The organism is Streptomyces sp. NPDC016459, from assembly GCF_040632845.1.
In the GTDB taxonomy this organism is placed as follows: Bacteria; Actinomycetota; Actinomycetes; order Streptomycetales; family Streptomycetaceae; genus Streptomyces.
The window spans coordinates 32,743-59,191 of sequence record NZ_JBEYCR010000011.1 but is presented as its reverse complement, the minus strand read 5'-3'; the positions used below and the strand labels follow the sequence as shown (position 1 = coordinate 59,191).

The 26,449-nt window shown below is 72.1% G+C and carries 21 protein-coding genes; 5 read left to right on the top strand and 16 right to left on the bottom strand.

The window, feature by feature from the left end:
* Positions 1-67 precede the first annotated feature (67 nt).
* A complete protein-coding gene (ppc, locus tag ABZ567_RS24300) occupies positions 68-2,797 on the bottom strand; it encodes a phosphoenolpyruvate carboxylase (protein WP_360793342.1) in 2,730 nt (909 codons plus the stop codon).
* Between the two features lie 237 nt (positions 2,798-3,034).
* Between ppc and ABZ567_RS24295 the strand changes: the two genes are divergently transcribed.
* From ABZ567_RS24295 to ABZ567_RS24285, 3 genes are all read left to right on the top strand, one after another.
* The gene (locus tag ABZ567_RS24295; protein ID WP_360793340.1) at positions 3,035-4,018 is read left to right on the top strand and encodes a fatty acid desaturase; all 984 of its coding nucleotides are present in this window, start codon (positions 3,035-3,037) and stop codon (positions 4,016-4,018) included.
* Positions 4,015-4,701, top strand: coding sequence for a TetR/AcrR family transcriptional regulator (locus ABZ567_RS24290; RefSeq protein WP_360793338.1), 687 nt, complete (start codon positions 4,015-4,017; stop codon positions 4,699-4,701). Before ABZ567_RS24295 ends, ABZ567_RS24290 begins: the two co-directional genes overlap by 4 nt.
* 221 nt (positions 4,702-4,922) lie before the next feature.
* Entirely contained in the window at positions 4,923-6,635 is a 1,713-nt protein-coding gene (locus ABZ567_RS24285; RefSeq protein ID WP_360793336.1) for a VCBS repeat-containing protein, read from the top strand.
* 75 nt (positions 6,636-6,710) lie between these two features.
* Here ABZ567_RS24285 and ABZ567_RS24280 read toward each other — a convergent pair whose 3' ends face one another.
* A complete protein-coding gene (locus tag ABZ567_RS24280) occupies positions 6,711-7,544 on the bottom strand; it encodes a trans-aconitate 2-methyltransferase (protein ID WP_360793334.1) in 834 nt (277 codons plus the stop codon).
* Positions 7,545-7,707: 163 nt separating this feature from the next.
* Here ABZ567_RS24280 and ABZ567_RS24275 point away from each other — a divergent pair, with 163 nt between their 5' ends.
* Entirely contained in the window at positions 7,708-8,205 is a 498-nt protein-coding gene (locus tag ABZ567_RS24275; protein ID WP_017241145.1) for a MarR family transcriptional regulator, read from the top strand.
* Here ABZ567_RS24275 and ABZ567_RS24270 read toward each other — a convergent pair.
* The 14 genes from ABZ567_RS24270 to rsmI form a co-directional block, all read right to left on the bottom strand.
* Positions 8,164-8,955: a response regulator transcription factor gene (locus tag ABZ567_RS24270; protein ID WP_360793332.1), complete on the bottom strand. Its 792-nt coding sequence runs from the start codon at positions 8,953-8,955 to the stop codon at positions 8,164-8,166. The genes ABZ567_RS24275 and ABZ567_RS24270 overlap by 42 nt on opposite strands.
* A gap of 230 nt (positions 8,956-9,185) precedes the next feature.
* Positions 9,186-10,325 (bottom strand): galactokinase, encoded by a 1,140-nt coding sequence (galK, locus tag ABZ567_RS24265; RefSeq protein ID WP_360793330.1) that lies wholly within the window; start codon positions 10,323-10,325, stop codon positions 9,186-9,188.
* Positions 10,322-11,302, bottom strand: a complete 981-nt coding sequence (galE, locus tag ABZ567_RS24260) for a UDP-glucose 4-epimerase GalE (protein WP_360793328.1) — start codon at positions 11,300-11,302, stop codon at positions 10,322-10,324. The genes galK and galE overlap by 4 nt, the downstream gene beginning before the upstream one ends.
* Positions 11,299-12,345, bottom strand: coding sequence for a galactose-1-phosphate uridylyltransferase (gene galT / locus ABZ567_RS24255; RefSeq protein ID WP_360793326.1), 1,047 nt, complete (start codon positions 12,343-12,345; stop codon positions 11,299-11,301). Before galT ends, galE begins: the two co-directional genes overlap by 4 nt.
* A 121-nt stretch (positions 12,346-12,466) precedes the next feature.
* Complete coding sequence (locus tag ABZ567_RS24250) at positions 12,467-13,150, bottom strand: LuxR C-terminal-related transcriptional regulator (RefSeq protein WP_360793571.1); 684 nt, start codon at positions 13,148-13,150, stop codon at positions 12,467-12,469.
* 215 nt (positions 13,151-13,365) lie between these two features.
* On the bottom strand, positions 13,366-15,174 hold the full coding sequence (locus ABZ567_RS24245; protein ID WP_360793324.1) for a PQQ-binding-like beta-propeller repeat protein: 1,809 nt from the start codon (positions 15,172-15,174) through the stop codon (positions 13,366-13,368).
* Between the two features lie 13 nt (positions 15,175-15,187).
* Positions 15,188-17,026, bottom strand: coding sequence for a PQQ-binding-like beta-propeller repeat protein (locus ABZ567_RS24240; protein ID WP_360793322.1), 1,839 nt, complete (start codon positions 17,024-17,026; stop codon positions 15,188-15,190).
* 113 nt (positions 17,027-17,139) lie between these two features.
* On the bottom strand, positions 17,140-18,945 hold the full coding sequence (locus ABZ567_RS24235; RefSeq protein ID WP_360793320.1) for an ABC-F family ATP-binding cassette domain-containing protein: 1,806 nt from the start codon (positions 18,943-18,945) through the stop codon (positions 17,140-17,142).
* Positions 18,946-19,069: 124 nt separating this feature from the next.
* A complete protein-coding gene (locus ABZ567_RS24230) occupies positions 19,070-19,981 on the bottom strand; it encodes a 4-(cytidine 5'-diphospho)-2-C-methyl-D-erythritol kinase (protein ID WP_360793318.1) in 912 nt (303 codons plus the stop codon).
* Positions 19,978-20,850, bottom strand: a complete 873-nt coding sequence (rsmA, locus tag ABZ567_RS24225) for a 16S rRNA (adenine(1518)-N(6)/adenine(1519)-N(6))-dimethyltransferase RsmA (protein ID WP_360793316.1) — start codon at positions 20,848-20,850, stop codon at positions 19,978-19,980. The genes ABZ567_RS24230 and rsmA overlap by 4 nt, the downstream gene beginning before the upstream one ends.
* A gap of 28 nt (positions 20,851-20,878) precedes the next feature.
* Complete coding sequence (locus ABZ567_RS24220; RefSeq protein WP_360793314.1) at positions 20,879-22,153, bottom strand: ubiquitin-like domain-containing protein; 1,275 nt, start codon at positions 22,151-22,153, stop codon at positions 20,879-20,881.
* 96 nt (positions 22,154-22,249) lie between these two features.
* Positions 22,250-23,119, bottom strand: coding sequence for a TatD family hydrolase (locus ABZ567_RS24215; protein ID WP_360793312.1), 870 nt, complete (start codon positions 23,117-23,119; stop codon positions 22,250-22,252).
* 64 nt (positions 23,120-23,183) lie between these two features.
* Positions 23,184-23,603 (bottom strand): hypothetical protein, encoded by a 420-nt coding sequence (locus ABZ567_RS24210; protein WP_360793310.1) that lies wholly within the window; start codon positions 23,601-23,603, stop codon positions 23,184-23,186.
* 138 nt (positions 23,604-23,741) lie between these two features.
* Positions 23,742-24,629 carry a 16S rRNA (cytidine(1402)-2'-O)-methyltransferase gene (rsmI, locus tag ABZ567_RS24205; protein WP_360793308.1) on the bottom strand — a complete coding sequence of 296 codons (888 nt, stop codon included), beginning with the start codon at positions 24,627-24,629 and terminating at the stop codon, positions 23,742-23,744.
* Positions 24,630-24,681: 52 nt separating this feature from the next.
* Here rsmI and ABZ567_RS24200 point away from each other — a divergent pair, with 52 nt between their 5' ends.
* On the top strand, positions 24,682-26,424 hold the full coding sequence (locus ABZ567_RS24200; protein WP_360793306.1) for a phospholipid carrier-dependent glycosyltransferase: 1,743 nt from the start codon (positions 24,682-24,684) through the stop codon (positions 26,422-26,424).
* Positions 26,425-26,449: the final 25 nt, after the last annotated feature.

Here is a 26,449-nt window from a genome sequence, read left to right as displayed (position 1 = left end):
CACCCCGTCATGACGGTGCCCCCGTGGAGAACCTCCACGGGGGCGCCGTCGTATCGGCGGGCGGGCGTCAGCCGGTGTTGCGCAGGCCCGCCGCCACGCCGTTGACGGTGAGGAGCAGGGCCCGTGCGAGCAGCGGGTCCGGCTCCTCGCCGCGCTCGGCGGCGGTGCGCTGACGGTCGAGCAGGGCGACCTGGAGGTAGGAGATCGGGTCCAGGTAGGCGTCGCGGATGGCGAAGGTCTGCTGGAGGACCGGGTTGGAGTCGAGGAGCTTCTCGCCGCCGGTGACCTTGAGGACCTCGGCGACGGTCAGCGCGTGCTCGGCCTCGATGGTGTCGAAGACGTGCTTGAGGTCGTCGGGGACCAGGGTGTCGACGTAGTGGCGGGCGATCCGCAGGTCGGTCTTCGCGAGCGTCATCTCGACGTTGGCGAGGAAGTTGCGGAAGAAGTGCCACTGGTCGTACATCTCGCCGAGGACCGGGTCGAGTCCGGCCTCGCGCAGGGCCTTGAGGCCGGAGCCGACGCCGAACCAGCCGGGGACGATCTGCCGGGACTGGGTCCAGCCGAAGACCCACGGGATGGCGCGGAGGCCGTCGAGGGAGACGCCCGAGCCGGGGCGGCGGGAGGGCCGCGAGCCCAGGTGCAGGTCGGCGAGCTGGTCGACCGGGGTCGAGGCGAGGAAGTACGTCGGCAGGTCCGGGTCCTCGACCAGCTTGCGGTACGCGGTGTGGGCGGCGTCGGAGACGGTGTCCATGGCCGCGTCCCAGCGGGCGAGGGCCTCGTCGGACTGGCGCGGCGCGGTGTGCAGGGCGGAGGCCTGCAGCGTGGCGGCGACGGTCAGTTCGAGGTTCTCGCGGGCGAGCGACGGGATCAGGTACTTGTCGGAGATGACCTCGCCCTGCTCGGTCACCTTGATCTCGCCCTCCAGGGTGCCCCAGGGCTGCGCGAGGATCGCGTCGTGCGAGGGGCCGCCGCCGCGGCCGACGGTGCCGCCGCGGCCGTGGAAGAGGCGGAGCCGTACGCCGTAGCGGTGGGCGACGTCGCGGAGGCGGCGCTGCGCCCGGTGGATCTCCCACTGGCTCGTCGTGATGCCGCCGAACTTGGAGGAGTCCGAGTAGCCGAGCATGACCTCCTGGACGTCGCCGCGGAGCGAGACGAGGCGCCGGTAGGAGGGGTCGGCCAGCATGCCGTCGAGGATGACGTCGGCGGCCTTGAGCTCGTCGGTGGTCTCCAGGAGCGGCACGATGCCGATCTTGGCCCAGCCGCCGTGCAGGTCGATCAGGCCGGCCTCGCGGGCGAGGACGGCGGCGGCGAAGACGTCGTCGGCGCCCTGGCACATCGAGATGATGTACGACTCGATGACCTCGGGGCCGAAGCGCTCGAAGGCCTCCTTGATGGTGTGGAAGACGCCGAGGGTCTTCTCTCCGGCGGCGTCCAGCGGGGCCGGGGTGGGGGCGAGCGGGCGGCGCGAGCGCAGCTCCTTGGCGAGGAGCTTCTGCCGGTAGTCGCGCGGCATGTCGGCGTACCGCCAGGACTCCTCGCCGAGGCGGTCGAAGAGCTGGCCGAGGGCGTGGTGGTGGGCGTCGGCGTGCTCGCGGACGTCCATGGTGGCGAGCTGGAGGCCGAAGGCCGACAGGGTGCGGATGGTGCGGTCCATCCGGCCGTCGGCGAAGAGGCCGCCGCGGTGCTCGCGCAGCGAGGTCTGGATCAGGGTGAGGTCGTGGACGAGTTCGGCGGTGCCGAGGTAGTCGCGGCCGTCCTGGTGGGGGGTGCCGGCGGCGAGGCGCTCGCGGGTGTTGACGAGCTTCTGCCGGATGCAGGTGGCCTTGAGCCGGTAGGGCTCCTCGGCGTTGAGGCGCTTGTAGCGGGGGCTGATCTCCGGGAGGAGGTCCAGGTCGCGCTGGAGGGAGTCCAGGAGTTCCTGGGTGGCCCCGGCGTAGCGGATGGAGTTGGAGAGCAGTCCGCGGAGGTAGTCGACGAGTTCGAGGGCGTCGGTGATGCCGTGCTCGTGCTGGAGGATCAGGACGTCCCTGGTCACCTGGGGGGTGACGTTGGGGTTGCCGTCGCGGTCGCCGCCGATCCAGGTGCCGAAGGTGAGCGGGCGGGTGCCGGAGGGCAGTTCGACGCCGACGCGCTCCAGCTCGGCCGCGAGGTCCTCCAGGACGTCGCCGACGGCGCCCGCGTGCAGCTCGTCGAGGTAGTAGATGGCGTTGCGGGCCTCGTCGGCGGGCTCGGGGCGGACGACCCGGAGTTCGTCGGTCTGCCAGATGAGGTCGATGTTCTCGGCGAGCCGCAGGTCGTGGCGGCGCCGGTCGGCCTCGATGACCGGGGTCTCCAGGAGGGCGGCGATCCGGCGGAGCTTGTTGAGGACGGAGCGACGGGCGGCTTCGGTGGGGTGCGCGGTGAAGACGGGCCGGACGTTGAGGTTCTTGACCGTCTCGCGGACGTGCTCGGGGTCGCCGTCCTTGAGCATGTCGACGGTGCGGGCGAGGAGGCTGCCCTCGGCGGCGCGCTTCTCGCGCATCTCGCGGCCGCGGTGGACCTGCTCGGTGACGTTGGCGAGGTGGAAGTAGGTGGAGAAGGCGCGCACGAGCTTGGCGGCCGTCTCCAGTTCGACGCCTCGGAGCAGCTCGGCGGCGGCCTCGCCGTCCTCGCGGGTGAGGCTGCGGACCCGCTCGACGAGGTCGAGGAGTTCGTGGCCCTCCTGGCGGACGAGGGTCTCGCCGAGGAGATCACCCAGTCGGCGGATGTCGGCGCGCAGCTCGGTGCTGGCGGTGGGGGTCTGGTCGGCACTGCTCACAGGTGCGGCTCCTTGCAGTGTTTGAGCACGTCTGGAGGGGTACTGGAGGCTTGCGGACCGCGCTGTCCGACGCACCCAGGATAGGTGTCCGTGTTCTCGGCGGCGGCCTCGCCCCTCTTGCCGCGCGCCCCGTCGCTGCCATACTTACGACGCCGTAGGTTACGGAGGCGTAGCCCCGGTCCCGTTTAGTGGGACTTTCTCCCATTTTCCCTCACCCTCACCCCCCAAGGGACACCCATGACCACCAGCCCAGAGGTGACCACTCCTTCGGAGTCGCCGGACGTGGCCGGGGCGCTGCCCTCGGCCACGCTCGGCGGCGACAGCAAGGGTTCGATCGAGCGGGTCACCCTGCTCCTCTTCATCGCGGTGCCGTTCGTGGCGCTGCTCGGGGCGGTGCCCCTGGCCTGGGGCTGGGGGGTGAGCTGGCTGGATCTCGGGCTGATGGTGGCGATGTACTACATCGGCTGTCACGGGATCACGATCGGTTTCCACCGGTACTTCACGCACGGTTCGTTCAAGGCGAAGCGGCCGCTGCGGATCGCGCTCGCGGTCATGGGGTCGCTGGCCGTGGAGGGGCCGTTGGTGCGCTGGGTGGCGGATCACCGCAAGCACCACAAGTTCTCGGACGCCGAGGGTGACCCGCACTCGCCGTGGCGGTACGGCGAGACGGTCCCGGCGCTGATGAAGGGCCTGTGGTGGGCGCACATCGGGTGGATGTTCGACGAGGAGCGGACGCCGCAGCACACGTACGCCCCCGATCTGATCAAGGACCCGGCGATCCGGGGGATCTCGCGCCACTTCCTCTCCTTCACGATCCTGTCGCTCGCGATCCCGCCGCTGGTGGGCGGTCTGGTGACGATGTCGTGGTGGGGCGCGTTCACCGCGTTCTTCTGGGGCTCCCTGGTGCGGGTCGCGCTGCTGCACCACGTGACGTGGTCGATCAACTCGATCTGTCACGCGGTGGGCAAGCGTCCGTTCAAGTCGCGGGACCGTTCGGGCAACGTGTGGTGGCTCGCGGTGCTGTCGTGCGGCGAGTCCTGGCACAACCTGCACCACGCGGACCCGACGTCGGCCCGGCACGGGGTGCTGCGCGGCCAGGTCGACTCCAGCGCCCGGCTGATCCGCTGGTTCGAGAAGGCGGGCTGGGCGTACGACGTGCGCTGGCCGGCGAAGGACCGCGTCGAAGCCCGCCGCCGGACCGTGTCCGCAGACGCGGCATGATGGAAGACGTGGCGATCGACGGCAGGACCAGCGGCACCGGCAGCGGCGAGCAGAAGCCCCGGCGAGGTCGCCGGGTGCGGATGACGGGCGCGGAGCGCCGCGAGCAGCTGCTCGACATCGGCCGCACGCTGTTCGCCGCGAAGGGCTTCGAGGGCACGTCGGTGGAGGAGATCGCGGCGAAGGCCGGGGTCTCCAAGCCGGTGGTGTACGAGCACTTCGGGGGGAAGGAGGGGCTGTACGCGGTCGTGGTCGACCGGGAGATGCGCCAGCTCCTCGACGGGGTGACGGGGGCGCTGACGGCCGGGCACCCCCGGGAGCTCCTGGAGCAGGCGGCGTTCGCGCTGCTGGACTACATCGAGAACTACACGGACGGCTTCCGGATCCTCGTGCGGGATTCTCCGGTGGCGCAGTCGACGGGGACGTTCGCGTCCCTGATCAGTGACATCGCCACGCAGGTGGAGGACATCCTGGGCCTGGAGTTCAAGGCCCGCGGTTTCGACCCGAAGCTGGCACCGCTGTACGCGCAGGCCCTGGTGGGCAGTGTGGCGCTGACGGGCCAGTGGTGGCTGGACGTCCGCAAGCCGAAGAAGGCGGAGGTCGCTGCGCATCTGGTGAACCTGGCGTGGCACGGTCTGGACGGGTTGGAGCAGAAGCCGCGGTTGATAGGGCACCGGAAGAGCTGAGGGCTCCGCGAGAACTGACCGGACGGTCGGATTCGCGGCGTAACCCTCTGGCGTGTGGCTCCCCCGTGAGTAGAATCGTGTTCCACATCCGGGGGGGTGTCCGACCGTCCTACGAGGTCGTCTCCGCGTGGCTTCCGTCATGCGCTGACGCCGTTCGACGCCTGTACGAACCCCCCCGCTTGGTTCCCTTTGAACCTCTGATTCCCTTGGGGGGGATCTTTTTGTTCTTCCTGCACTCCAAGCGTGCGCGTCGTGTCGCCACCTGCACCGCGCTCGCTCTCTCCGCGGGCATGCTCCTCGCGGGTCCGGCGTCCGCCGACTCGCCGTCGCCGCGTCCCGCGGTCGAGAAGCCCGCTCCGGCCCCCGCGGCTCCGTCGAAGCGGTTCCTGCCGCAGGACGGCTCCCGGTCCGCCGGTGTCGCCGGTGCCACGGCGGCAAGCCTCCCGTCGCGCTCGGACCTCGACGGCGACGGCCACAGCGATGTCCTCTACCGCGCCGGCGACGGTTCGGTGTTCTCGGTGTCGACCACGGCCGAGCCCGCGGAGTTCTCCTCGACCAGCGAGTTCGTCAAGGACGTCATTCCGATCGGTGACCAGGACGGGAACGGCAGCGGCCCCGAGGTCCTGACGCTGTCGAAGTTCGGCACGGTGAGCCTGTACGGGGACGCCACACCGTCCTACGGCAGCTACCGCTGGAGCGGCCCCGGCTGGCAGATCTACAACAAGATCTTCTCGCCCGGCGACATCAGTGGTGACGGCCGCGCGGACGTGATGGCCCGTACGCCCGCCGGCGAGCTGTACGTCTACGCGTCGACCGGCACGTACAACGCCCCGTTCCACGCTCCCAGGAAGATCGGCAAGGGCTGGCACGTCTACGACCAGCTGATCGGTCTGGGCGACAGCGACGGCGACGGCCTGGGTGACCTCCTCGCCCGCACGCCGTCCGGCGCCGTCTTCTACTACGGCAGCACCGGCAACCCCTACACGATGAAGCCGGCCAAGCAGGTCGGCCACGGCTGGGGCGTCTACAACCAGATCGTCGGCATCGACGACGACAACGGCAACGGCATCGCCGATGTCATCGCGCGCGGTTCCGACGGCACGCTGTGGGTGTACTACGGCACCGGCAGCGGCCACTTCACGGCCCGCCACCAGGCGAGCACCGGTGGCGCCTGGGCGGGCGCGGCCCAGCTGGGCGGCGCGGGCAACGTCCCGGCGCACGGCAAGGAGGGCCTGCTGGCCCGTGACAAGGCGGGCACGCTCTTCTGGTACAACCCGACGGGGACGGGCAAGCTGTTCCCCCGCTCCCAGGTCAGCAGCGACGGCGGCTGGGCCGGCTCCACGATCTTCGAGGTCAACTCCCTGGGCCGCGACGGGATCTCCGACACCCTGGAGATCTACGACGGGCGCCTGTACGGCGGTGAGACCGACTTCGGCGGCGGCTGGGGCGCCATCAACCTCATCGCGGGACCGGGTGACCTGAACGGTGACGGCACCGCCGACTTCGTGGCCCGTGACCGCTCGGGCGTCCTGTGGCTGTACCGGAGCAACTACGACGGCACGGCGCTCCACGCACGCGTCAAGGTCGGCTCCGGTTGGGGCGCGTACGACCGGATCGTGGGCTCGGGCGACTTCAGCGGTGACGGCCTGAACGACCTGGTGGCCCGTGCCAAGGACGGCACCCTGTACCTGCACCAGGGCACGGGCCAGGGCGGCTACACGTTCAAGCCCCGCGTGAGGATCGGCGGCGGCTGGAACGCGTACCCGAAGCTGGCCGCCCCCGGTGACATCACCGGTGACGGCAAGGCGGACCTGCTCGCGGTGAACGCGGGCGGCGAGCTCTTCCGCTACTCGGGCACCGGCGAGGCGGGCACGCCGTTCAAGTCCCGCGTGTCGATCGGCACCGGCTACCAGACCTACAACGGCCTGTACTAGTCGTACCGCGCACCGCGCGTCACGCATCACCGCGAACGCCCCGCACCGGTCCTCCGGTGCGGGGCGTTCCCGCGTTCACGGGCGGGTGCGGGCGAGGGCGAAGACGCGGCGGAAGGGGAAGACCGTGCCGTGGGGGCCCGGCGGGTAGGCCTCGCGCAGGAGGGTGCGGTACTGGCCGAGGAAGGCGTCGACCGCCTCCTGGTCGTCGCCCAGGGCGGTGAGGACCGGCCGCAGGGCGGTGCCCTTGACCCAGTCGAGGACGGGGTCCTCGCCCTGGAGCAGCTGGCAGTACGTGGTCTCCCAGACGTCCGTCTCGCAGCCGAGGTCGGTGAGGCGGGTGAGGTAGTCGGCGGCGTCGAGGATGTGGACGAAGCGACGGCCCTGGTCGCCGACCCGGCCGCGCCACTCGGGGGTCTCGCAGAGTTCGCCGAGCAGGGCGTGGCTGGGCGAGGTGAAGTTGCCGGGGACCTGGAAGGCGAGGGTGCCGCCGGGGCGCAGGCCGGCGATCCAGCGGGCGAAGGACTCGGGGTGGTTGGGCACCCACTGGAGGGCCGCGTTGGAGACGATCAGGTCGTAGGGCTCGGTGGGGGTCCAGTGGGCGGCGTCGGCGGGCCTGAAATCGAGCCAGCCGCCGCCCCGGGTGGTGCCGGACCAGTCCTTCTCGGCCCGCTCCAGCATCTCGGGCGAGAGGTCGAAGCCGGTGATGTGGGCGTCGGGCCACCGCTCGGCGAGGAGGGCCGTCACATTGCCGGGACCGCAGCCCAGGTCGGCGATCCGGGCGGGCCGGTCGTGGGCGGGCAGGTCCGGTATTCGGGCGAGCAGGTCGAGGAAGGGCCGGGTGCGGTGGGCGGAGTGACGGAGGTACTGCTGCGGGTCCCACGTGGGTGCGGTGGACGCGACGGAATGCATGTTCGAAGCCCCCTTGCTGGAGCGAGTGGCCGAAACGGAACGGCGTTCCGGCCGGGTCCCTTCCCCATAGTCCAGCGGACTATTTCTTGACATCAAGATACTTGACATCGATAAACTCGACAACAAGAGACTTTATGTCAACAGACCCTCTACACTGATCGTCATGGAGGACGAGGTCGACCGACTGGTCGCAGCATGGCGCCGCGAGCGCCCCGACCTCGACGTGGAACCGCTCGAGGTGCTCAGCCGCGTCTCCCGCCTCGCCCGGCACCTCGACCGCGCCCGCCGGCTCGCCTTCTCCGAGCACCAGCTGGAGCCCTGGGAGTTCGACGTCCTCACCTCCCTGCGCCGGGCCGGAGCGCCCTACCAGCTCTCCCCCGGCCAACTCCTGACGCAGACCCTGGTCACCTCCGGCACCATGACCAACCGCATCGACCGGCTCACCAAGAAGGGCCTCGTCGAGCGGCTCCCCGACCCCAGCGACCGCCGCGGCGTCCTCGTGCGGCTCACCCCCGAGGGCCGTGACCGCGCCGACGAGGCGCTCGCCGGGCTCCTCGCCCAGGAGCGCGCCATCCTGGCCCAGCTCTCCCGCGCCCAGCGCGGCGAACTGGCCGCGCTGCTACGCCGGCTGACCGCCCCGTTCGACAACATTCCGGGCTAGCGGGACCTCGCCGAGCTGCGCCGGGCCCACACCCGCCCGACGGGCGAGGGCCACCGCCGCCAGGGTCGAGTGCACGCCCAGCTTCCCCAGCACGTTCTGCATGTGCGTACGGACCGTGTGCGGCGACAGGAACAGGCGCTCGGCGACCGCCTTGCGGCCGAGACCCGCCACCATGCAGCACAGCACCTCCCGCTCGCGCGGAGTCAGCGACTCCACGAGCCGCTCGCTGTCCGACCGGTGCTTGCGGGCCGCCGTCAGCTCCCGCAGCACGCCCGTGAGCAGCGCCGGCGGCAGATGGGTCTCGTCCCGCAGCACGCCCCGGACCACGGCGAGGAGCCGCTGGAGCGAGCAGTCCTTCGCGACCCAGCCGGAAGCGCCCGCCTGGAGGGCGAGCGCGGCCCGCCGCGGGTCGTCCTTCTCGGCGAGGACGACGGTACGGAGCGAGGGCTGGACCTGGCGCACCCCGGCCACCAGGGAGATCCCGTCGACGGCGCCCTCGGCGTCGTCCGGCACCACCCGGGCCACGGGCGCCCCCGAGGGCCCCGCGCCCAGCTCGGCGTCGACGAGCAGCACGTCGAACCTGCGCCCCTCCGCCGCACCCCGCTCCAGGCAGCGCAGGGCGGCCGGGCCGCTTCCCGCGGCGGCGACGTCGACGTCGGGCTCCGCCGCGAGCGCGGCGGCGAGCGATTCGGCGAAGACGCGGTGGTCGTCCACCACCAGGACACGGATACGTGCCACGGACACCCCCAAGGGTCGAGGAACGGACCGACGCGGGCACGGCGCCGGGGGCGGGTCCGTCGCTCGCGCGGCCGCCGCCGTGCGATGACAGTTACCCCGCTTCTCCTGCGCCGTACCCGACCGGGTCTCGCCCCCTGAGCAGCACCGGCCCCCACCGGCGCTGCCCCTCAGAGTAGGGGCGGGGCGTAGCCGTGGGGGCCGATTCGCGGAACTGTCCGAAGTCGTCCGGACCTGGGGGGTGGTCAGAGCCTGCGCGCACCCGCCGACGGCACGGCGGGGAAGACGCCGGGGGCCGCGTGTCCGGCCGCGACGAAGGCCCTCACGACGGCGGCGGCGACCGCCTCGGCGCGGTCGGTGTCGACGAGGACGAGGGCCGAGCCGCCGAAGCCGCCGCCGGTCATCCGGGCACCGAGCGCCCCGGCGTCGTTCGCCGCTTCGACGACGAGGTCCAGTTCGGGACAGGAGACGCGCAGGTCGTCCCGGAGGGAGGCGTGCCCCTCGGTGAGGACGGGCCCGACGGCCCGGGTGTCCCCGGCGTCGAGGAGCGCGATCGTCCGCTCCACGCGCGCGTTGTCGGTGACGACGTGGCGGACGTACCGCTGGGTCGTCTCGTCGCTGAGCCGTGCGAGGGCCTCGGGGAGTTGCGCGGCGCTCACGTCGCGCAGGACCTTCACTCCGAGCGCCCGCGCACCCGCTTCACAACCGGCGCGCCGCTCTGCGTACGCGCCGTCCCCGAGCGCGTGCTTCACGCGGGTGTCGACGACGAGCAGCCGCAGGCCCTCGCGGGCCAGGTCGAAGGGGACCTGGCGGTACGAGAGGTCCCGGGTGTCCAGATGGAGGGCGTGGCCCTCCTCGGCGCAGGCGGAGGCCATCTGGTCCATGACCCCGCAGGGGACGCCGACGAAGCCGTTCTCGGCGCGCTGGGCGAGCCGGGCCAGCTCGGGCCGGGAGAGCCCGAGCCCGAACAGGTCGTTCAGGGCGAGTGCCGTGACGACCTCGAGGGCCGCCGACGAGGACAGTCCGGCGCCGGTCGGCACGGTGGAGGTGAGGTGGACGTCCGCGCCCGCCACCGGGTGTCCGGCCTCCCGCAGGGCCCAGACGACCCCGGCCGGGTAGGCCGCCCAGCCGCCGCCGGACAGCGGTTCGAGTGCGTCGACCTCCAGCTGGACGATGCCGCCGTCGATGTCGGCGGAGTGCAGCCGCAGCACACCGTCGTCGCGGCGGGAGACGGCGGCGACGGTGGTGTGCGGCAGCGCGAGCGGCAGCACGAAGCCGTCGTTGAAGTCGGTGTACTCACCGATGAGGTTGACCCGCCCGGGGGCGGCCCAGGCACCGTCGGGGGCGGCGCCGTACAGCGCCTCGAAGTCGGCGGCGGCGCTCACGGCCGCGCTCCTTCCTGCTGCTGGGCGAACGCCCAGGCGTCGGCGACGACCGCCGCCAGGTCGGGCCGGGACGGCGTCCAGCCGAGGCGCTCGCGGGCGGTCTCGGCGGAGGCGACGAGGACCGCGGGGTCGCCGGGGCGGCGCGGCGCGGTGATCTCGGGGACGGGGTGTCCGGTGACCTTCCGCACGGTCTCGACGACCTCGCGGACGGAGAAGCCGTTGCCGTTGCCCAGGTTGCAGACGAGGTGTTCGCCGGTGGTCATGGCGTCGAGGGCCAGGAGGTGGGCCTCGGCGAGGTCGGCGACGTGGATGTAGTCGCGGACGCAGGTGCCGTCCGGGGTCGGGTAGTCCTCGCCGTACACGGAGATCGCCTCGCGGCGGCCGAGGGCGACCTGGAGGACGAGCGGGATCAGGTGCGACTCGGGTTCGTGCCGCTCGCCGAGGAAGCCGTACGCCCCGGCCACGTTGAAGTAGCGCAGCGAGACGGCGGCGAGTCCGTGGGCGGCGCACTCCGCGCCGATCATGTGGTCGACGGCCAGCTTGCTCGCCCCGTAGGGGCTGGTGGGGGCGGTCGGCGCGGACTCGGTGATCGGTACGGTCTCCGGCTCGCCGTAGGTGGCGGCGGTGGAGGAGAAGACCAGCCGGCGGACGTCGGCGGCGCGCATGGCGGCGAGCAGGGCCAGGGTGCCGCCGACGTTGTTCTCCCAGTACTTCTCGGGCTTGGCGACGGATTCGCCGACCTGGGAGAAGGCGGCGAAGTGCAGGACGCCGTCGTAGCCGTCGTCCAGCCACCTGGCCGCGTCCTGGATGCGGCCCTCGATGAACTCGGCGCCCTCGGGGACGGCTTCGGCGAAGCCGGTGGAGAGGTCGTCGAGGACGGTGACGCGGTGGCCCCGCTCCAGGAGGTGGGCGGCGACGACGCTGCCCACGTATCCGGCCCCGCCCGTCACCAGGTACTTCTTCGTGTCCGTGCTCATGCTCCGGTCGCCACCTCTCGCAGTCGTCGGGCCGCGTCCTCCGGCCGTACGTCGTTCATGAACGCGCCCATGCCGGACTCGGTGCCCGCGAGGTACTTCAGCTTGCCGGAGGCCCGCCGGACGGTGAAGAGCTCGAGGTGCAGTCCGAAGTCCTCCCGCCGCACGTCCGTGAACGGCGCCTGGTGCCAGGCGGCGATGTAGGGCGTCGGCGGCTCGTCCGGGCCGAAGATCCGGTCGAAGCGCCTCAAGAGTTCCAGATAGACCTGTGCGCACTCTGTGCGCGCCGCGCCGTCGAGGGCGAGGAGATCGGGCACCCGGCGCCTGGGGTGGAGGTGCACCTCGTACGGCCAGTGGGCGGCGTACGGGACGAAGGCGATCCAGTGCTCGGTCTCCAGGACGATCCGCTCGCCGTCGGCGCGCTCGCGCTCGACGATGTCGTCGAAGAGGTTCCGTCCGGTCTCGGCGCGGTGCTCGTCGAGACGGCGGCGCATGGCGGCCGTACGGGGGGACACGTAGGGGAAGGCGTAGATCTGGCCGTGCGCGTGGGGCAGGGTGACGCCGATCTCCGCGCCGCGGTTCTCGAAGCAGTAGACCTGCTCGACGCCGGGGAGCGTGGCGAGCGCCGAGGTGCGGTCGGTCCAGGCGTCGAGGACGAGGCCGACCCGCTCCTTGGTGAGGTCGGCGAAGGACGCCGTGTGGTCGTCGGTGAAGCAGACGACCTCGCAGCGACCGACGCCGCCGGACAGGGAGGGGAAGCGGTTCTCGAAGACCGCGACCTCGTAGCTCTCCTCGGGGATCTCGCTCTCGTGTCCGTCGCGGGCGGGACAGAGGGGACAGGCATCGGCCGGCGGGTGGTAGGTGCGGGCCTGCCGGTGCGAGGCGACGGCGACGGGGTCGCCGGTGAGGGCGTCGTACCGGATCTCGGAGCGGGAGACGACGGCGGTGAGGGGGCGGGGGTCGACGGCGGCGCGGACGGTGTCGTCGTACGCGTCGTAGTAGATCAGCTCGCGCCCGTCGGCCAGTGTGGTGACGGTCTTCTTCACGGCGTTGCCCTCCGGGCGGGATCAAACAGAACCACGCACAAGGAATCATATTCCAACAACGCCGTCAACGGCTGAGTGCCGGTCCGCCCACCTGGCGGACCGGACTTCGTCCCACCTCACCTCAGAAGGGCTTCCGCGGTCCCGGCACCGCGCGGTCGAGCAGCCCCGTACGGGCGGCGAGCGCCGCCGCTTCGAGGCGCGACCCCACCCCCAGCTTCATCAGGACCCGCTGCACATGCGTCCGCGCCGTACTCGACGCGATCCCCATCCCCGCGGCGATCAGCCGGGTGTCCTCCCCCTCCGCGACCCGGACGAGGACCTCCACCTCCCGCTGCGTCAGCAGCCGCAGGAGCCGCAGCCCCTCGTCGTCCGGCTGCGCCGAGGGATGCAGAAGCTCCGCGAACGCCGCCCTCAGCAGCTGCGGGGCCACCGCCGACTCCCCCGCCCGTGCCTTCACGAGCGCCCTCTCGACGCCCTCGATGCGCTCGTCGTGCCGGACGTAGCCCGAGGCCCCGGCCGCGAACGCCGCCGCGATGCCACGCGGCGAGGGCACGGGACCCAGCACCACCACCGCCACCTGCGGCCGCTCCCGCTTGATCCGCGCCACCACGTCGAAGGCGCCCGGCTCGGCGGGCGCGGCCGTCCCCAGGAGACAGACCTCCGGCGCCCGGCTCACCACGAGCTCCGCCGCACCGGCCACCGGCGCGGCCGCCGCGAGCACCCGGTGCCCGCGCAGCTTCAGCGCCGAGGCCAGCGCCTCCGCGAGCAGGCGGTGCTCGTCCACCACCACGAGGCGTACGCCCATCCCGGTCATCCCCCATCCTCCGCGCCCGCCGTCCCCCGGCACGCCTGACCCGGCAAGGTACACGCTCCCCCGGCCGGTATCGCCCGAACCGGGTACGGGTGGCCGCCCTCGCCGCCGAATTCCCTCTTCCCGGTGACGAACTGTCCCCCGGTCAGGACCCGAAAAGAAGAGGGCCCCTCCGGTCGTCTCCGGAGGGGCCCTTCACCTGCCGACCGTCAGCGCCCGACGCCGAAGGCCACGATCAGGTACCTCTTGTAGCTGGACGTCGACTCCTGCTTGCTCACCATGGTCGCCGAGAGGAAGAAGCGGCCGTCGGCGTAGAGGAGTTCGGAGCCGTTCAGGCTGAAGCTGGTCTCGGCGTCCCGGATCGAGCGGTCCCCCGGGTTCTCCAGGAGCAGCGTCTCCTTCATCGTGCCGCCGTTGATCGACACGATCTGGCCGCCCTTGTCGTACGGCGGGGCCTTGTACGCGATGAGATCGCCGCCGTCCATGCGCAGCGGGACCAGCGTGTACTTGTCGCCCGCGTCCGCCTTCTCGGGCACCGTCCTCCCGGTGGCGAGGTCGAAGGCGATGATCTCGTTCGTCTCCTCGCCGTACTCGCCGCTCGTGCCCTCGTGCTCCTCGGTCGGCACGTAGAGGCGGCCGTTGCCGACGAGGGCCTGCGAGCAGGACTCGACCCTGGTCGAACGGCAGCGGGCCGCGTACTGGTCGGCGTCCGCCGTGATCTTCGCCTTCAGCTTCCCGGTCTTCTCGTCGATCGAGAAGAAGTCCGAGATGCCGCTGCCGTCACCGGCGCTGTCGCCGACGTCGGCCGCGACGACCAGGGGCCTGGTGGAGATCACCGACGCGTACTGCACTCCGGTCGGCATCTTGAACTGCGAGACCGGGGCGCCCGTCATCGGGTCGAGGTTCTGGATCATCACGTACTGGCTGTTGTACGAACCGCACTTGCGGACCGCGACGAGTCCCTCGCCGCCGCCGTACCCCAGGTCGTAGCAGCTCTGCTTGTCGGGCTGCGGCTTCCAGCGCGGGTTGCCGTTGGCGATGTCGAAGGCGGCGCCTCCGTCGGTGCCGCCGGCCGCGACCGTCTTCCCGCTGAGCGTGACCTCGCTGAACCGGGCCTTCTCGTCACCCGCGCTGCCGCCGGTGACCGAGGTGGACCAGAGCAGCTTGCCGGCGTTCAGGTCGACCATGCCGACCTCGGTGCAGGTCTGGTAGTAGCGCGGTGCCACCCGCTTCTTCGCCTCGAAGAGGATCGGCACCTTGTGGTCGGCGGTCATGTGCCGCGAGGTGCCGCAGACCTGACCGGTCAGCGGCAGGGTCCACAGGACCGTGCCCTTGTCCAGGTCGTAGGCGACGATCGAGGTGACCCCGGTCTTCACGTACGCCTTGTCGGTGATCCAGGAGCCGGAGACGTCGGTGAGGTCCGGGACCTTCGGCGGGTCGACCGAGAAGGTCTTCTTCGCCTGCGTGTCCGCCGGCGCCTTCTCCTTGCCGCCGCCGCCCAGACCGTTCGAGCCGCCGGACCCGCCGGCGGTGCCCTGCGAGGTGCCGGCCGTGCCCTTGGCCTCTTCGGGCGGGCCGTCACCGCTCCCGGAGTTGGCGTACCAGATGCCGGCGCCGACGATCAGGACGACGGCGACGACCGCCGCGATGATGATCTGGAGCTGCGCCGACAGCTTCCCGCCGCCGGACCCCGGGGCCGGAGCCGGCTGCTGGTAGCCGCCGTAGGCGGGCTGCTGGGGCTGGGTCGGATAGCCGTACGGGGGCTGGGCCGGCTGCTGGTGGCCGCCGTAGGGCTGCTGCTGAGGCGCGGTCGGGTAGCCGTACGGCTGCTGCGGAGGCGCCGGCGGCTGCTGCGGATAGCCGTAACCCTGGTCCGGCTGCTGCGGGTAGCCGTAGCCCGGCTGCTGCTGCGGATAGCCGTAGCCCGGGTCGGGCTGCTGCGGCGAGGGCGTCGGCGCGCCGAAGCCACCCTGCGGGTCCGGGGGCTGGTTCGGCGGGGGCGGGGGTGGCTGCGTCATCGGTCCGTGTACCTCACTTGCTGAAGGCCATCATCGTCTTGACCTGCTTCTCGGCCGTGTCGTTGGTGGCGGACACACGCCCGGCCCCCACCACGAACGTCCCCTGGCCGTAGGCGTAGCCCGGGCTGTAGAAGCTGTTCTCGACCTGGGCCGTGGACGCCGGGTGCTGGAGCAGGATCTTCGGCGCTCCGCCGGTCGGGGCGATGGCCGCGACGGCGCCGCCCTTGTCGTACGACGGGTCGACGTAGACCAGGACCTGGCCGCCCTCCATGCGCAACGGGAGCATCGACTGCTCGCCCGGCGCCTTGGAGCGCCACTTGGCCTTGCCGGTCCTCAGGTCGAAGGCGACGACCTCGTTGGGCGTGCCGTACGAGGTCTCGGTGGCCATGTAGAAGGTGTTCGCGTCGGCCGCGACACCGGTGCAGCCCTCCAGGTTGCGGCCGAAGATGACGAAGCCGCCGCCGCACGACGGGGCGAACTTGTCCTTGCCGCCCTGGATCTGCGAGCGCAGCTTGCCGTTGGCGTCGAGCGCGAAGACGGTCCACTTCTTCTGCTCGCGCTGGGTGGCGGAGACGACCAGCGGGTCGACCGAGTAGACCCTGTCGACCTCCCAGTTCGCCTCCAGCTGGAAGGTGTAGAGGGGCTTGCCGGTGGCCGGGTTGACCTGGCCGACCGCCTGGACCTTCTTGGACGTGCTGCCCGAGGGGCAGTCCATGGCCGCGATCAGCTTGCTGCCGCCCGCGTACGCGAAGGGCTTGCAGCCGGTGGTGGGGCCGGTGAACAGCTGCTTGCCGTCGGCCAGCGAGAAACCGTAGGCGCTGCTGGTGCCGGCGACGGTCACCGTGTTGCCGCTGATGGACAGCGTGTTGTCGGAGAAGGCGAACAGGCCCTTGGGCTTGGGCACGGCCTTCTTCCAGCCCGCCTTGCCGGTCTTCAGGTCCAGCATCTGCAGCTGGTTGCACTTGGCGCCGTCCTTGGCGCTCTCGGCGTAGCCGAAGACCATGACGCCGTTCGCGGACGGGTTCGCGGGCGCCGCGCACAGCTCGAACGGCAGGTCGACGTTCCACTTGGTGGAGCCGTCGCTCAGGCTGTAGCCGGAGACGCTCTTGTACATGGCCTTGACGACGGTGTCGCCGACGATCCACGGGCCGTAGACGTCGGCGCCGTTGCGGGGCAGGTCGATGTTGTTCTTGAGCAGCCAGTTGATCTTGGCTTCGCCGTCCTTGCGGCCGGCGTTGAGGTCCTCCTCGCCGTTGGAGCCGTCTCCCGAGCCGTCGCCCTTGTCCACCGACTCGGTGGGCGCGGGGGCTCCGGAGGAGGACGTGGCGGTGGCGGTCGGACCGGCGATCGGGTCCTTCTCGTCGCCTCCGCCGACGACGGCCCAGGTGGTGACGGCGGCCACCAGGACGGCGCCGGCCGCCACGGCCGCGATGACACCGGTCCGGCCCTTGAGGCCGCCGCCGGACGGCGGCGGGGTCGGGGCGCCCGGGTATCCCGGCTGGCTGGGGTAGCCGCCGTACGGGTTCTGCTGCTGCCCGTACGGGCCCGGCTGCTGCGGATAGCCGGGCTGGCCCTGCTGCGGGTAGCCGTACGGCTGCTGCGGCGGCTGCTGCCCGTACGGCCCCGGGGCCTGCTGCGGGTACCCGTAACCGGGCTGCGGCTGCTGGCCGTACGGGCCGGGCGCGGCCGGCGGCATCTGCGGCGGCGCGGCGGGCGGCGGGTTCTGCGGTGCCTGCGGCGGGACGGGCGGCGTGCCCTGGCCGTGGTTCGGTCCGTGGTGCGGCGGGCCCTGGTGCGGGTCCTGAGGGGCTCCGAAGCCCCCCGGCGGCTGGTTGCTGGGCGGCTGGGTCATCAGCGGTTTCCCCCTTGACGTGAACGGGTTTTCTTTCTACCACTCACGCCCTGGCGCAAAAGCGACCGGTCCGCCCCTTGTACCCAAGGGAGGACCGGCCTGTGATGCCCTCGTTATGCGTCGTCGGCCAGTTCGAGCCAGCGCATCTCCAGTTCCTCGCGCTCACCGACGAGTGCCCGCAGCTCCGCGTCGAGCTTCGCCACCTTCTCGAAGTCGGTGGCGTCGTCGGCGATCTGGGCGTGCAGCCTGGCCTCCTTCTGGGAGACCTTGTCGAGCTGCCGCTCGACCTTCTGCAGCTCCTTCTTGGCGGCGCGCGAGTCCGCGGCGGAGACGCCGGGCTTCGCCTGCGCGGGCGCGGCGGCGGGCGTCGGGACGGCCGCCTCGATCATCTTCCGGCGCCGCTCCAGGTACTCGTCGATGCCGCGCGGCAGCATCCGCAGGGTCTGGTCGCCGAGCAGCGCGAGCGTCTTGTCCGTGGTCCGCTCGATGAAGAACCGGTCGTGGGAGATGACGACCATGGAGCCGGGCCAGCCGTCGAGGAGGTCCTCCAGCTGGGTCAGGGTCTCGATGTCGAGGTCGTTGGTGGGCTCGTCGAGGAAGAGGACGTTCGGCTCGTCCATCAGCAGGCGCAGCAGCTGGAGGCGGCGCCGCTCACCACCGGAGAGGTCGCCCACGGGCGTCCACTGCTTCTCCTTGGTGAAGCCGAACTGCTCGCAGAGCTGACCGGCCGTCATCTCGCGGCCCTTGCCGAGGTCGACCCGGTCGCGGATCTGCTGGACGGCCTCGAGGACCCGCAGGGCGGGGGGGAGTTCGGTGACGTCCTGGGAGAGGTAGGCGAGCCGGACGGTCTTGCCGACGGTGACGGAACCGGCGGCGGGCTGGATCTCGCCCTGGCTGACGGCGGCGTCCGCGAGGGCCCGCAGGAGTGAGGTCTTGCCCGCGCCGTTGACGCCGACGAGACCGATGCGGTCACCGGGGCCGAGCTGCCAGGTGAGGTGCGTGAGCAGCGTCTTGGGACCGGCGGTGACGGTCACGTCCTCCAGGTCGAAGACCGTCTTGCCGAGGCGGGCGTTGGCGAACTTCATCAGCTCGGAGGTGTCGCGCGGCGGCGGCACGTCGGCGATCAGCTCGTTGGCCGCCTCGATGCGGTAGCGCGGCTTGGACGTACGGGCGGGGGCGCCGCGCCGCAGCCAGGCCAGTTCCTTGCGCATCAGGTTCTGCCGCTTCGTCTCCTCGGTGGCGGCGATGCGCTCCCGCTCGGCACGCGCGAAGACGTAGTCGGAGTAGCCGCCCTCGTACTCGTGGACGTCCCCGCGCTGTACGTCCCACATGCGGGTGCAGACCTGGTCGAGGAACCAGCGGTCGTGGGTGACGCAGACGAGCGCGGAGCGGCGGCTCTGGAGGTGCTGGGCGAGCCAGGAGATGCCCTCGACGTCGAGGTGGTTGGTGGGCTCGTCGAGGACGATCAGGTCCTGGTCGTCGATGAGGAGCTTGGCGAGCGCGATGCGCCGCCGCTCACCGCCGGAGAGCGGACCGATGACGGTGTCGAGCCCGTGCTCGAAGCCGGCCAGGTCGAGCCCGCCGAAGAGCCCGGTCAGCACGTCCCGGATCTTGGCGCTGCCGGCCCACTCGTGGTCCGCCATGACACCGATGACCTCGTGCCGGATGGTGGCCTTCGGGTCGAGCGAGTCGTGCTGGGTGAGCACCCCGAGACGCAGCCCCCCGCTGTGGGTGACCCGGCCGGTGTCGGCCTCCTCCAGCTTGGCGAGCATCCGGATGAGGGTGGTCTTCCCGTCGCCGTTGCGGCCCACGACCCCGATCCGGTCCCCTTCGGAGACACCGAGCGAGACCCCGTCGAGGAGGGCACGGGTGCCGTACACCTTGCTGACGGCCTCGACATTGACGAGGTTGACGGCCACGTTGACTCCTGTACGGGGGATCGATCGACATCCCAGGGTACGTCGCCGCGCTCCCCCGCCCGACGGGCGGCACCCGTCGGGGACCGGGTCCGAGGCGCGGACGGACGAACGTGACGGGTGGGTCTCAGGCCGTCAGGACGACCGCGCCGGGCGCCGGGGACGTCGCCGTCCGGGCCGCCCGGCACGTGCCCGAGGCGGTCAGCGCGGCGGCGACCGTCTTCGCCGTCTCCGCGTCCTTCACCAGGAACGCCGTCGTCGGGCCCGAGCCGGAGACCAGCGCGGCCAGCGCGCCCGCCTCGGTGCCGGCCGTCAGGGTCGCGGCCAGGGACGGCCGCAGGGAGAGCGCCGGGGCCTGGAGGTCGTTGGCCAGGGCCCCCGCGAGCGCGGCGGTGTCGCCGGTACGCAGGGCGTCCAGGAGGGCCGGGGAGGCGGCCGGCTCGGGGATCTCGACGCCTTCGGTGAGCCGGTCGAACTCGCCGAACACCGTCGGCGTCGACAGCCCGCCGTCCGCGACGGCGAACACCCAGTGGAAGGTCCCGCCGACCGGCAGCTCCGTCAGCCGCTCACCGCGGCCCGTGCCCAGCGCCGCCCCGCCCACCAGGCTGAACGGCACGTCCGAGCCGAGCTCCGCGCAGATCTCCAGGAGCTCGTCCCGGGTCGAGTCCAGGCCCCACAGCGCGTCGCAGGCGAGCAGGGCGCCCGCGCCGTCCGCGCTGCCGCCCGCCATGCCGCCGGCGACCGGGATGTCCTTGGCGATGTGCAGGTGCACGTCCGGGGAGATGCCGTGCCGTGCGGCGAGCAGTTCGGCGGCCCGCGCGGCCAGGTTCGTGCGGTCCAGCGGCACCTTGTCGGCGTCCGGACCCTCGCACGTGACGGTCAGCTCGGCGGCGGGGGTCGCCGTCACCTCGTCGTGCAACGACACCGCGAGGAAGACGTTGGCCAGGTCGTGGAAGCCGTCGGGGCGGGCCGCGCCCACCGCGAGCTGCACGTTGACCTTTGCGGGGACGCGGACGGTGACCGGGCGGGGGGTGCTCACGCCTTCGCCTCCGCGATCCGGGCGAACTCCTCCACCGTCAGCGCCTCGCCCCGTGCCTGCGGCGAGATCCCGGCCTTCACCAGGGCCTCCTCGGCCGCCGCCGGAGAGCCCGCCCAGGTCGCGAGGGCCGCGCGCAGGGTCTTGCGGCGCTGCGCGAAGGCCGCGTCGACGACCGCGAAGACCTCCTGCCGGGTGGCGGTGGTCACGAGGGGCTCGGTGCGGCGGACCAGGGAGACGAGGCCGGAGTCGACGTTCGGCGCGGGCCAGAAGACGTTGCGGCCGATGGACCCGGCCCGCTTGACCTCCGCGTACCAGTTCGCCTTCACCGACGGCACGCCGTACACCTTGTTGCCGGGCTTGGCGGCCAGCCGGTCGGCGACCTCGGCCTGGACCATGACGAGGGTCCGCTCGATGCTCGGGAACCGCTCCAGCATGTGGAGCAGGACCGGCACGGCCACGTTGTACGGCAGGTTGGCGACGAGCGCGGTCGGCGCCGGGCCCGGCAGCTCCTGGACCTGCATGGCGTCGGCGTGGACGAGCGCGAAGCGGTCGGCGCGGGCCGGCATGCGGGCGGTGATCGTGGCGGGCAGCGCGGCGGCGAGGACGTCGTCGATCTCGACGGCCGTCACCCGGTCCGCGGCCTCCAGGAGGGCCAGGGTGAGGGAGCCGAGTCCCGGCCCCACCTCCACGACCACGTCGTCGGGCCGTACCCCCGCCGTGCGGACGATCCGCCGGACGGTGTTGGCGTCGATGACGAAGTTCTGGCCCTTCTGCTTCGTGGGGCGCACGCCGAGGACGGCGGCCAGCTCACGGATGTCGGCGGGGCCGAGGAGGGCGTCGGGGCTTTCGGGGCCGGTGGTGGTGCTCACCGGTACAGCCTACGGCCGCCCGTGGTGCTCATCGGTACAGCCGCCGGCCGCAGTGGGGCCACGGGCTCGCCCCCCGCTGCACGTAGAGCTTCTTGGCCCGGAAGGTCTGCTCGGCGGCGGGCGCGTTCTGGGCGACGCCGCTGCCGCCGAGGGAGCGCCAGGTGCCGGGGTCGAACTGGTACAGCCCGCCGTACGTCCCCGAGGGGTCGACGGCGCCCGGCCGGCCGCCGGACTCGCAGGCGGCGAGCGCGCCCCAGTCGAGGCCGTCGGCGCCCGCGACCGAGGGGGGCAGCCGGCGGGTGCCGACCCGCACCTTGCGGCTGACCGGCTCGCGGACGATCTCCTCGGAGGTGCGCCGGGGCTTCTGCCGGACGCCGTTGACGGTGCGGATGCTGTACGTGACGCGGCGGACGCCGGTGACGCCCTGCCGTTCGACGACCTCGGTGCCGGCGAACAGTCCGGGGTCGCGGGTCCTCTCGACGGCGTACGGGATGGCCTCCTCCCGTACCTGCCGGGAGCCGGTGATCCGCAGCACCGCGACGGTCTGGCCGTCACGGGGGAAGGAGTCGGGGGTGACGGAAGTGGCGTCCTGGCCGGAGAGGGTGATCCCGGCCTCGGCGAGGGCTTCGCGGACGGTTGCGGCGTTCGTACGGACGGTCCGCTCCCGCCCGTCGGCGAGGAAGGTGATGGTCCGCTCGGTGCGGACGTCGAGGGCGAGGCCCTGGCGCGAGATGGCGGCGCTCCGGGAGACCGAGAGGTACGCGCCCTCGGCGCGGACCCCGAGCTGGCGCAGGGCGCCCTCCACGGTGCGGGCGGTCGTCCACACCTGGCGGCGCTGCCCGTCGAGAGTGAGGGCGACGGGCCGCCCGTACCGGACGACGACCTCGTCGCCGCTGGTCAGGGCCTCGGTGGGGGCGGGCGCGACGATGTCGTGGGCGCCGACGGCGAGGCCCTCGTCGGCGAGGAGCTCGTCGACGTCGTCGGCGAAGGTGTGGAAGGTGCGGGGGACCCCGTCGACGGACAGCCGGACGGCCTTGTCGTCGGCGACGAAGGCGCTGGTGCCGCCGGCGAGGAAGGCCACGACGAGGGCCTGTGGGACGAGCCGCCGCAGGCCCTCCCCTGCGGGCCCCGAGGCCTTGCGGCGGCGGGCGGCGCGCCGGGTCGCGGCGCGGGAGCCCTGCCCGGGGACGGCTGGTGCGACGGGCGGCACGAGCGGTGCTGCCAGCGTCGGCTGCTCGTGCACGGGCAGCGTCGCGCCCGCGCCTCGCCATCCGGCTCGGTGACTGCCCTGGGAAGTGCTCACGAGGCCGGGACCCTAGCCCCGACCCCGGTCACCCAGCCGGACGACCCGACCACGAAACGTAATCGTTATGGATCGGCGGTCCGTGCTCCCCCGGTCTCAGTAGTCGAAGGCGCGGGCGGTGTTCACGGCGATCGCCTCGGCCATCTCGTTCTCCCCGATGCCCCGCACCTCCGCCATCGCCCGCAGAGTGACCGGGATCAGGTAGGGGGCGTTCGGGCGGCCCCGGTAGGGCGCCGGGGTGAGGAAGGGCGCGTCCGTCTCGACGAGGACGAGCTCCAGCGGGGCGACGGCGAGCGCGTCCCGCAGGTGCTGGGCGTTCTTGAAGGTGACGTTGCCCGCGAAGGACATGTAGTAGCCCTTGGCGGCGCAGATCTCGGCCATGGCGGCGTCACCGGAGTAGCAGTGGAAGACGGTCCGCTCGGGGGCGCCCTCCTCGTCGAGGACGCGCAGCACGTCGGCGTGGGCCTCGCGGTCGTGGATGACGAGCGCCTTGCCGTGCCGCTTGGCGATCTCGATGTGGGCGCGGAAGGAACGCTCCTGCGCGGCGATGCCCTCGGGGCCCGTACGGAAGAAGTCGAGCCCGGTCTCGCCGACCCCGCGGACGTACGGGAGGGCGGCGAGGCGGTCGATCTCGCCGAGCGCGTCGTCGAGGGCCGCGTCGCCGCCGCCCTCGCGGGCACCCTGCCGGGACCGGCCTTCGGGGTCCCCGAGGACGATCCGGGGCGCCTCGTTGGGGTGCAGCGCGACCGCCGCGTGCACGTGCTCGTGGGCGGCGGCGGTCTCCGCGGCCCACTGCGAGCCCTTCACGTCACAGCCGACCTGCACGACCGTGGTCACCCCTACGGCCGCGGCCTTCACCAGGGCCTCCTCGACGGTCCCGGACTGCAGGTCCAGATGGGTGTGCGAGTCCGCGACCTCCACGAGGAGGGGTTCGGGCAGCGGCGGCGGGGTGTCCTTGGCACTCATGCCCCCGATCGTACGAGGGCCGTGAGCGCCCGCGTGCGGGGTTACCCTCCCCGCCGGGAGCCGTTCACCGGCGGCTCCGGAAGGGGTGCAGGAGGTCCGAGAGGTGCCAGTGGTGCGGCACCGGGGGGCTCCCGGCGGTGTCCTCGGTGAGTTCCTGCCCGATGGGCCCGGACGGCGAGACCGGCTTCGTCGCCCGCGCCCCCTGCCCGTGCTTCTCCGTGGCCGCGATCAGGTCGAGCACGGACGACACCTGCCCCGCGCGCATGATGCGGACGACGTGACCGCCGCAGTTCATGCAGGTGGGGCTGGACAGCGGGGACGGGACCCGCTCCCCCTCGGCCTTGTAGACGACGAACTCGTGGCCGGCGGCGTCGACGTGGTGCTCGATGTCGTACGCCTGCTCCCAGCCGTATCCGCAGCGCATGCAGGCGAAGGCGTACGCCTCGTGGGCGACGGATATGCCGGTGCCGGTGATCTCGCTCATGCCAGCTCCTCTCCACTGATCAGTGGACGCCTTTTCGGGCCGGAGCGCATCAGCGCGGGGCGAACCATGGAAGGCTCTTGGCTCTTCCCTTGCCGAGCGCCCAAGGAAAGGTCCCGGCGCCGGGTTCGGCTTTGCCTTTCAGATTAGCTCTTTGCCGTTTCCGGAGCCTTTTCCAGCCGCGTTCTTTGCCGCGACGACGGCATCGAACACCTCCCGCTTGGGCAGTCCCGCGTCGGCGGCGACGGCGGCGATCGCCTCCTTGCGCCGCTCCCCCGCCTCCTCGCGCACCTGCACCCTGCGCACCAGCTCCTCGGCGTCGAGCTCGGCCGGGCCGGTCTCGGGGGCGCCCTCGACGACGACGGTGATCTCGCCGCGTACGCCCTCGGCGGCCCAGGCCGCGAGCTCGGCCAGCGGGCCGCGCTTGACCTCCTCGTACGTCTTGGTCAGCTCGCGGCAGACGGCGGCCCTGCGTTCGGCGCCGAAGACCTCGGCCATCGCGGCGAGCGTGTCGTCGAGCCGGTGCGGGGCCTCGAAGTAGACGAGGGTGCGGCGCTCGTCCGCGACCTCGCGCAGCTTCCCGAGGCGCTCTCCGGCCTTCCTCGGCAGGAAGCCCTCGAAGCAGAAACGGTCCACCGGCAGCCCGGAGAGGGCCAGCGCGGTGAGCACGGCGGACGGGCCGGGAACGGCCGTGACCTTGATGTCCTGCTCGACGGCGGCGGCGACGAGCCGGTAACCGGGGTCCGAGACGGACGGCATGCCCGCGTCGGTCACGAGGAGCACCCGGGCGCCGCCGACCAGCGCCTCGACCAGCTCCGGCGTACGCGCGGACTCGTTGCCCTCGAAGTAGGACACGACCCGGCCCGTGGTGTGGATGCCCAGCGCACGGGTCAGACCCCGCAGCCTCCGGGTGTCCTCGGCGGCCACGATGTCCGCGTTCTCCAGTTCGGTGGCGAGTCGGGGCGGAGCGTCCGCGATGTCACCGATGGGGGTCCCTGCGAGTACCAGCGTTCCTGTCACACGGACCATCCTCCCAGCCCGGACGGGCGACGCGCACAGGCGCGTTCCCTACGATGGCGCGGTGACCAGTACCGCACCCGAGACCCTGGAGGGCCGGCACGCCGTGGCAGAGCCCTCTTCGTGGCAACACCGGCTGCGGCGTTTCGGCTATGTGCCGCCCGCCGGAAGCGCCGCACCCATCGGGCTGCGGGAGCGGCTCGTCCCCCCGTACACCCGTCCCTCCGAGCGTGTCCTTTCGCTCCTCGGCATCGGCGCCGACCGCGCCGAGAGGCTGTGGCGGCTGACGGCCTGGGGCGGTCCGCTCCTGGTCACGGCGGTCGCCGGGCTGCTGAGGTTCTGGAACCTGGGCAAGCCGAACGCGGTGATATTCGACGAGACGTACTACGCCAAGGACTCCTGGGCCCTGATCAACCAGGGGTACGAGGGCTCGTGGCCGAAGGACATCGACAAGACCGTCCTGGCGGACCCCGGCTCGGTGCTCGTGCCGACGGACCCCGGCTATGTCGTCCACCCGCCGATGGGCAAGTGGGTGATCGGCCTCGGCGAGAGGATGTTCGGCTTCGAGCCGTTCGGCTGGCGCTTCATGGTGGCGCTGCTCGGCACCCTGTCCGTGCTCATGCTGTGCCGGATCGGCCGGCGTCTCTTCCGCTCGACGTTCCTCGGCTGTCTCGCGGGCCTGCTGCTCGCCGTCGACGGGCTGCACTTCGTGATGAGCCGCACCGCGCTCCTCGACCAGGTGCTGATGTTCTTCGTCCTCGCCGCCTTCGGCTGCCTCGTCCTCGACCGCGACCGGACCCGGAAACGGCTCGCCGGGGCGCTCCCGGAGGACGAGGAGGGGGTCCTGCGGCCCGACGCGGAGATCGCGGAGTCGCTGCGAGCGGGGTGGCGGCCGTGGCGGATCGCGGCCGGTGTGATGCTGGGCCTGGCGGCGGCGACCAAGTGGAACGGCCTGTACGTCATGGTCGGCTTCGGCCTGATGACGGTCCTGTGGGACGTCGGCGCCCGCCGCACGGCGGGCGCCGTCCGCCCCTACCTCGCGGTGATCAAGAAGGACCTCGTCCCGGCGTTCGTGTCGGTGGTGCCGGTGGCGATCGTCACGTACCTGGTGACGTGGACGGGCTGGATCGTCAGCGACAAGGGGTACTTCCGCGACTGGGCCGCGAAGCAGGACAGGCTCGACGGCGGCGGGACGTGGAGCTGGCTGCCGGACTGGCTGCGCAGCCTCTGGCACTACGAGACCGAGGTGTACACCTTCCACGTCGGCCTGACCTCGCCGCACACCTACGAGTCGAACCCCTGGTCGTGGATCGTCCTCGGCCGCCCCGTCTCCTACTTCTACGAGTCCCCCGCCCCCGGCACCGCGGGCTGCCCGGCCACCACGAAGGAGAAGTGCGCCCAGGAGGTCCTCGCCCTCGGCACCCCGCTCCTGTGGTGGGCCGCCTGCTTCGCGATCCTGTACGTCCTGTGGCGCTGGGCCTTCCGCCGCGACTGGCGCGCGGGCGCGATCGCCTGCGGCATCGCGGCCGGCTGGGTGCCCTGGTTCCTCTACCAGGAACGCACGATCTTCCTCTTCTACGCGGTCGTCTTCGTGCCCTTCCTGTGCCTGGCGGTGGCGATGATGCTGGGCGCGATGCTCGGCCGGGCGGGCTCGACGGAGAGACGCCGCACGTTCGGCGCCGTGGCGGCGGGCTGCCTGGTCCTGCTGATCGTCTGGAACTTCATCTACTTCTGGCCGATCTACACGGGCACGCCGATCCCGATAGACGAGTGGCGGGGGCGGATGTGGCTGGACACGTGGGTCTAGCCACGTGAAGACGCCGAGGGGGCGC